This is a genomic window from Variovorax sp. KBW07 (assembly GCF_003852515.1).
In the GTDB taxonomy this organism is placed as follows: domain Bacteria; phylum Pseudomonadota; class Gammaproteobacteria; order Burkholderiales; family Burkholderiaceae_C; genus Variovorax.
In genome coordinates, this window is record NZ_QAJK01000190.1 from 1 (window position 1) to 6,945 (window position 6,945).

General features: G+C 65.3%; 7 protein-coding genes. All 7 read left to right on the forward strand.

Annotated features, from left to right (window positions below):
* The first annotated feature begins 181 nt into the window (after positions 1 to 181).
* The 7 genes from DBV14_RS30610 to DBV14_RS30640 all read left to right on the forward strand — a co-directional run bounded on the left by DBV14_RS30610 (position 182) and on the right by DBV14_RS30640 (position 6,863).
* Complete coding sequence (locus DBV14_RS30610; protein ID WP_124465278.1) at positions 182 to 994, forward strand: carbohydrate ABC transporter permease; 813 nt, start codon at positions 182 to 184, stop codon at positions 992 to 994.
* A gap of 16 nt (positions 995 to 1,010) precedes the next feature.
* The gene (locus tag DBV14_RS30615; protein ID WP_124465280.1) at positions 1,011 to 1,319 is read left to right on the forward strand and encodes a DUF2160 domain-containing protein; all 309 of its coding nucleotides are present in this window, start codon (positions 1,011 to 1,013) and stop codon (positions 1,317 to 1,319) included.
* A gap of 103 nt (positions 1,320 to 1,422) precedes the next feature.
* The gene (locus tag DBV14_RS30620) at positions 1,423 to 3,156 is read left to right on the forward strand and encodes an ABC transporter substrate-binding protein (protein ID WP_124465282.1); all 1,734 of its coding nucleotides are present in this window, start codon (positions 1,423 to 1,425) and stop codon (positions 3,154 to 3,156) included.
* Positions 3,157 to 3,354: 198 nt separating this feature from the next.
* Complete coding sequence (locus DBV14_RS30625) at positions 3,355 to 4,335, forward strand: dialkylrecorsinol condensing enzyme (RefSeq protein WP_124465284.1); 981 nt, start codon at positions 3,355 to 3,357, stop codon at positions 4,333 to 4,335.
* A complete protein-coding gene (locus tag DBV14_RS30630; RefSeq protein WP_124465286.1) occupies positions 4,325 to 5,461 on the forward strand; it encodes a beta-ketoacyl-ACP synthase III in 1,137 nt (378 codons plus the stop codon). Before DBV14_RS30625 ends, DBV14_RS30630 begins: the two co-directional genes overlap by 11 nt.
* Positions 5,462 to 5,463: 2 nt before the next feature.
* Positions 5,464 to 5,862, forward strand: a complete 399-nt coding sequence (locus tag DBV14_RS30635; protein WP_124465288.1) for a hypothetical protein — start codon at positions 5,464 to 5,466, stop codon at positions 5,860 to 5,862.
* Between the two features lie 20 nt (positions 5,863 to 5,882).
* Positions 5,883 to 6,863, forward strand: a complete 981-nt coding sequence (locus DBV14_RS30640) for a BtrH N-terminal domain-containing protein (RefSeq protein WP_124465289.1) — start codon at positions 5,883 to 5,885, stop codon at positions 6,861 to 6,863.
* Positions 6,864 to 6,945 lie beyond the last annotated feature (82 nt).

Below are 6,945 nucleotides of genomic sequence, written 5' to 3' on the forward strand. Positions count from 1 at the left end.
CGACACAAGCGCAGCGCCTTCGTGCGAGTGGCATCGGGTGCTTCCCGCAGCGAAATAAAGGAGGAGCGAAGCGGGGGACATTCGCGGAGGGAAGTACCCGGTGTCATTCGCACGCACCCCGAATGCACCCGCCCCAAACAGCAGCGCCAAGAACACAACCGCGCCCAGTGGAGCAACTGACATGAACGAGAAGAGATTCCACAAACGCAGCATCTTCCTGGTGCTGTACATCCTGTTCGCCCTGTTGCCCATCTACTGGATGATCAACATGAGCTTCAAGACCAACGAGGAGATCCTGTCCAGCTTCTCCTTCTTCCCGCAGCAGCTCACCTGGGCCAACTATGCCCGCATCTTCACCGACGAGTCGTGGTACTCCGGCTACATCAACAGCCTGATCTACGTCGCCATCAACACCGTCATCTCGCTCACCGTCGCGCTGCCCGCCGCCTACGCGTTTTCGCGGTACTCGTTCCTTGGCGACAAGCACGTCTTCTTCTGGCTGCTCACCAACCGCATGACGCCGCCCGCCGTATTTTTGCTGCCGTTCTTCCAGCTCTACAGCACCGTCGGCCTCATGGACACCCACCTCGGCGTGGCGCTGGCGCACCTCTTGTTCAACGTGCCCCTGGCCGTGTGGATTCTCGAAGGCTTCATGAGCGGCATTCCGCGCGAGATCGACGAAACGGCGTACATCGACGGCTACTCGTTCCCGCGCTTCTTCGCCACCATTTTCCTGCCCCTCATCAAGGCCGGCGTGGGCGTGGCCGCGTTCTTCTGCTTCATGTTCAGCTGGGTCGAGCTGCTGCTGGCACGCACGCTCACCAGCGTCAACGCCAAGCCCATCGTCGCCACCATGACGCGCACCGTCAGCGCCTCGGGCATGGACTGGGCCACGCTGGCGGCCGCCGGCGTGCTCACCATCGTGCCGGGCGCCATCGTCATCTGGTTCGTGCGCCACTACATCGCAAAAGGCTTTGCGATGGGCCGCGTCTAAGGAAGGAGACCCACACATGTTCGACTGGATGGTCTGGACCACCCCGGTGGCCGTTTTCTTCATCTGCATCGCGCTCATGCTGGTCTGCATGACCGTGTGGGAGCTCAAGTCGCCCACCACCACGCGGCGCGGCTGGCTGCCGATGGCCACCACGCGCGGCGACCGGCTGTTCATCGGGCTGCTTTCGGCGGCCTACCTGAACCTGATCTTCATCGGGCTGGCCGGCAAGTTCCAGGAGTGGATGAGCCTGGAGGCCGAGCCCTCGATCTGGATCAGCTTCGTGCTGTCGATGTTCCTGCTCGCGCTCGTGATGCGCAAGGGCTGAGCTCGCACCGCACCTCCCTCATTTCAGCAAGCGTCCGGCTCTCCGCCTCCCCGGAGCCGCGAACGACAACACCGGGGAAGCGTTCAACCGAGGAGACACATTCATGAAGATGCGCTACACGGCATTGGCACTGGCGGCGGCGATGTTCGCCGCACACGGTGCGGCATCGGCGGGAGAGGCCGAAGCCAAGAAATGGATCGACAGCGAGTTCCAGCCTTCCACCTTGTCCAAGGACAAGCAGATGGAAGAAATGAAGTGGTTCATCGACGCCGCCAAGAAGCTCCAGGCCAAGGGCGTCAAGGAGGTTTCGGTCGTGTCCGAAACCCTCACCACCCACGAGTACGAATCGAAGACGCTGGCCAAGGCCTTCGAGGAAATCACCGGCATCAAGGTCAAGCACGACCTGATCCAGGAAGGCGACGTGGTCGAGAAGCTGCAGACCTCGATGCAGTCGGGCAAGTCGATCTACGACGGCTGGGTGTCCGACTCCGACCTGATCGGCACGCACTACCGCTACGGCAAGATCATGTCGCTCACCGAGTACATGAAGGGCGCCGGCAAGGAGTTCACCAACCCCGGCCTCGACCTGAAGGATTTCATCGGCACCAGCTTCACCACCGCGCCCGATGGCCAGCTCTACCAGCTGCCCGACCAGCAGTTCGCCAACCTGTACTGGTTCCGCGCCGACCTGTTCGCGCGCAAGGACCTGCAGGACAAGTTCAAGGCCAAGTACGGGTACGACCTGGGCGTGCCGCTGAACTGGAGCGCCTACGAAGACATCGCCGAGTTCTTCAGCGTCGACGTGAAGACCATCGACGGCAAGCCGATCTACGGCCACATGGACTACGGCAAGAAAGACCCGTCGCTCGGCTGGCGCTTCACCGATGCGTGGCTGTCGATGGCCGGCGCGGCCGACAAGGGCATTCCGAACGGCATGCCGATCGACGAATGGGGCATTCGCGTGGCGGCCGACAAGTGCACGCCCACGGGCGCTTCGGTGTCGCGCGGCGGCGCCACCAACTCGCCGGCCTCGGTCTATGCGCTCACCAAGTACATCGACTGGATGAAGAAGTACGCGCCCAAGGAAGCCATGGGCATGACCTTCGGCGAATCGGGCCCCGTGCCGGCGCAGGGCCAGATTGCCCAGCAGATCTTCTGGTACACGGCCTTCACCGCCGACATGACCAAGAAGGGCCTGCCGGTCGTGAACGAAGACGGTTCGCCCAAGTGGCGCATGGCCCCCGGCCCGAACGGCCCGTACTGGAAGCAGGGCATGCAGAACGGCTACCAGGACGTGGGCTCGTGGACCTTCTTCAAGGGCCATGACGCCAACAAGACGGCCGCCGCCTGGCTCTATGCGCAGTTCATCACCGCCAAGACGACTTCGCTGAAGAAGTCGATCACCGGGCTGACCTTCATTCGCGACAGCGACATCCGTTCGGACTTCTTCACGCAGAACGCCAACAAGTACGGCGGCCTGATCGAGTTCTACCGCAGCCCCGCGCGCGTGGCCTGGACCCCGACCGGCACCAACGTGCCCGACTACCCGAAGCTGGCGCAGCTCTGGTGGAAGAACGTGGCCGAGGCGGTGACGGGCGAGAAGACGCCGCAGAAGGCCATGGACAACCTGGCGGACGAGATGGACAACGTGATGGCCCGCCTCGAGCGTGCCGGCATGGCCCATTGCGCGCCCAAGCTCAACCCGAAGGGCGACCCGGCCAAGTACCTGAGCGACGACCACGCCCCGTGGAAGAAGCTGGCCAACGAAAAGCCGAAGGGCGAGACCATCGACTACAACAAGCTGCTGACCGCCTGGAAGGAAGGCAAGGTGCGCTGAGCAGGGCGCACCACGCGCTGCACGGATTTCCGTGCACCGACCGGAAAGAGGGCCGCGCCGCAGGGAGCGGCCCTTTTTTTGTTTCTTTTCCCGCATCGGGCCCCGCGGACCGTCTGATTGCCGCGACGCCATGACCAATGGCAGATGCGCCGGCCCTGCTGTTCGCTTACATTCGACGGCCCCCGAAATTGCCCGCACGTGACCACAAGTTCCCCCAGCCCCTCCGCACGCCCCAAGCGCGTCCTGGTGATCCACTATTCGCAATCCGGACAGCTCGACAGCGTTGCCGAGCAGATCGTCGCGCCGTTGCGGGCCGATCCGTCGGTCCAGGTGCACGAAGAAACGCTGCGGCCGCTGGTGCCGTTTCCGTTTCCCTGGCCCTTCATCCGCTTCTTCGACGCCTTCCCGGAATCGGCCCACATGGTGCCGCCGCCGCTGGCACCGCTCTCGCTCACGGGCGACGAAGATTTCGACCTCGTCATCCTGCCTTACCAGGTGTGGTTCCTGGCGCCGTCGCAGCCGGTCACGGCCTTCCTGAAGCACCCGGTGGCGGCGCGCCTGCTCAAGGGCAAGCCGGTGGTGACCGTCATCGCCTGCCGCAACATGTGGCTGCTGGCCCACGAAAAACTCAAGGGCATGCTCGACGACGTGGGCGCGCGGCTGATCGACAACGTGGTGCTGACCGACCCCGGCCCCACGCTCGCCACTTTCTTCACCACGCCGGCCTGGCTCATCTGGGGCCGCAAGCGCGGCTTCTGGGGCATGCCCGACGCGGGCCTGAGTACGGGTCAAATCCGCAGTACGGGTCGATTCGGCCGTGCCCTGCGTGATGCGCTGCACAACGACCTGGAGCGCGGTACGCAGCCGCTGCTGGCCGGCCTGGGCGCGGTGCAGGCCAACGCCCGGCTGCTGATCAGCGAGAAGGCCGGCACCCGCAGTTTCTACCTCTGGGGCAGGCTGATCATGGCGGTCGGCGGGCCCGGCGCGTGGCCGCGCAAGCCGCTGCTGTTGCTGTACGTTCTCTTTTTGCTGGTACTGATCGTGACGGTAGTCCCGGTCAGCCTGACTCTTCAGGCGCTTCTGCGACCGTTTCTCAAGGGGTGGCTGACTAAAATGACAGCCCAATTCGAGTGCCCGTCGGGCTCTGCCACGGACCGCTCCCACCTCTATGACGACTGATGTCTTCCTGACCCGTACCGCCGCCTTTCTGCCCTTTTCCCCGGTCAGCAATGAAGACATCGAAGAAGTCCTCGGTCGCATCGGCGGCAAGGCGTCCCGTGCTCGGCGGCTGATTCTTCGCAGCAACGGCATCCAGTCGCGCCACTACGCGATCGACCGCGCCACCGGCCAGCTGGCCATGACCAATGCGCAGCTCACCGCGTCGGCAATCCGCGCGCTGGGCGACGACATCGGGCCGGTCGACTGCCTGGCCACCGGCACGTCGCTGCCCGACCAGCTCATGCCCAACCACGCGGTCATGGTGCACGGCGAACTCGGCTGGCCGCGGCTCGAAGTGGTGGCCTGCGCCGGCATCTGCCTGGCCGGCACCGCCGCCTTCAAGCACGCCTGGCTGTCGGTGCGCGCGGGCGATGCGCGCCGCGCGGTGGCCACGGGCTCCGAGCTGGCTTCGGCCGTGATGCGCGGCGCCAACTTCGAGGCCGAGCTCGAGCACAAGCTCGAAGCCCTGGAGGCGCGGCCCGAACTGGCCTTCGAGAAAGACTTTTTGCGCTGGATGCTGTCCGACGGTGCCGGCGCGGTGCTGCTGGAGCGCGAGCCGCGCGGGCCGTTGTCGCTGCGCGTCGAATGGATCGACCTGTCGTCGGCCGCGCACGAGTTGCCGGTGTGCATGTACGCGGGCGCCGAGAAAAACGCCGAAGGCGGCCTCGACGGCTGGGCGCGCTTCTCGCCCGCGGACTGGCAGCGCGAGTCGACCTTCGCGGTCAAGCAGGACGTGCGCCTGCTCAACGAGAACATCGTGCGCGCCACGCTGGGCGAGCCGCTGGCCGTCGTCATCGAGCGGCGCGGGCTGAAGTCGAAAGACATCGACTGGTTCCTGCCGCACCTGTCGTCGCACTACTTCGTCGAGCCGGTGAGCCAGTGCCTGGAATCGCTGGGCCTGCACATTCCGCGCGAGCGCTGGTTCAGCAACCTCGCGAGCAAGGGCAACACGGGCTCGGCTTCGCCTTACATCATGCTCGACGAGCTGTTCCGCTCGGGCCGCATCCAGCGGGGCCAGAAGCTGCTGATGTTCGTGCCCGAAAGCGGCCGCTTCTCCAGCGGCTTCATCTACATGGAGGCGGTGTAGCCATGGACATCGATGCAGTCCCGCAAGAGGGCAACGCAACCCTCGACGGCCATTCCAAGCTGATGTACGCGCGCGACGCGCAGGGCCGCGTGGTCACCACCACGTCGCGCGGCTGGGAGGCGGAAGAAATCGTCACCAGCCACGCGGTCGACGTGCTGGTCGAGCAGGCGCAGGCCGCCAGGCAGCGCGTGAAAGACGGCGTTGCCTCGCCACTCGAATACTGGATGTACGAGCGCCGCATGGACGTGGCGCTGCTGTCGCAGACCAGCGGCTTCTGGCAATGGCGCGTGCGCCGCCACCTGCAGCCGCGCCACTTCGCCGCACTGTCGACGGCCCAGCTCGCACGCTATGGCGAAGCGCTGGGCCTGCCCGTTTCCACCTTGCGAGGCCTGCCGCCGTGACGACGACGATGACGATGACGATGAACTTCCAACACCAACAGGCGGCGCACTGCGAGAGCGGCGTCATCTCGAGCCTCATGCGCCACCACGGCGCGCCCATGACCGAGAGCATGGCGCTGGGCCTGTCGTCGGCGCTGTCGTTCGCGTACCTGCCGTTCATCAAGCTGTCGGGCCTGCCGCTCATTTCGTACCGGATGCCGCCCAAGGCCATCATCAAGGGCCTGCTGGCGCCGATGGCCGCGCGCTTTCGCTTCGAGACTTTCCGCAGCCCCGAGGCCGGGCAGCAGCGGCTCGATGCGCTGCTGGCCGACGGCCAACTCGTGGGGTTGCAGACCTCGGTGTACTGGCTGCCGTACTTTCCGCCGAACATGCGCTTTCACTTCAACGCGCACAACCTGCTGGTGTACGGCAAGGACGGCGACGACTACCTGATCAGCGACCCGGTGTTCGAAGAGCCCGTGCGATGCCCGAGCAGCGACCTGTCGCGCGCGCGCTTCGCCAAGGGTGTGCTCGCACCAAAGGGGCTCATGTACTACCCGCAGGCCATCGATCGCAAGGCGGTGGATGCGGCCTCGGTCACGAAGGCGATTCGCAAGACGGTGCGCAACATGCTGGCGCCCATTCCCATCGTCGGCGTGCGCGGCATGCGCACGCTGGCCAACCGGATGCAGCGGCTGTCGGCCAGCGATCCGCGGAGCGTGGACTTCATCGGCCACCTGGTGCGCATGCAGGAAGAAATCGGCACGGGTGGCGCGGGTTTCCGTTTCATCTACGCGGGCTTCCTGCAAGAGGCGGCGCAACTGCTCGACAAGCCACAGTTGCTTCAGATGTCCGACCGGCTGACAGCCATCGGCGACGGCTGGCGGGCGTTCGCGCTGAAGGCAGCGCGCATGGTGAAGGGGCGCGAGGCTGTCGACCCTGCCGCCCTGGCCGCGAAGCTGCGTGAGCAGGCGCAGCAGGAAGAAAGCTTTTTCCGCGACCTCAAGGCTGCTGTCGCCTGAGATGGCCTGCTGCTTCTTCGCTCGTCGCAGTTTGCGTTTGGGGCGCTGCTGTTCACGTTCATTCGGGGCGACGCTCGCGCCG

Excerpts from the sequence above, each read along its gene's own strand:
- DBV14_RS30620 (WP_124465282.1), top strand. The coding sequence starts at position 1,423 with ATGAAGATGCGCTACACGGCATTGGCACTGGCGGCGGCGATGTTCGCC.
- DBV14_RS30615 (WP_124465280.1), top strand. The coding sequence starts at position 1,011 with ATGTTCGACTGGATGGTCTGGACCACCCCGGTGGCCGTTTTCTTCATC.
- DBV14_RS30635 (WP_124465288.1), top strand. The coding sequence starts at position 5,464 with ATGGACATCGATGCAGTCCCGCAAGAGGGCAACGCAACCCTCGACGGC.
- DBV14_RS30630 (WP_124465286.1), top strand. The coding sequence starts at position 4,325 with ATGACGACTGATGTCTTCCTGACCCGTACCGCCGCCTTTCTGCCCTTT.
- DBV14_RS30610 (WP_124465278.1), top strand. The coding sequence starts at position 182 with ATGAACGAGAAGAGATTCCACAAACGCAGCATCTTCCTGGTGCTGTAC.
- DBV14_RS30640 (WP_124465289.1), top strand. The coding sequence starts at position 5,883 with ATGAACTTCCAACACCAACAGGCGGCGCACTGCGAGAGCGGCGTCATC.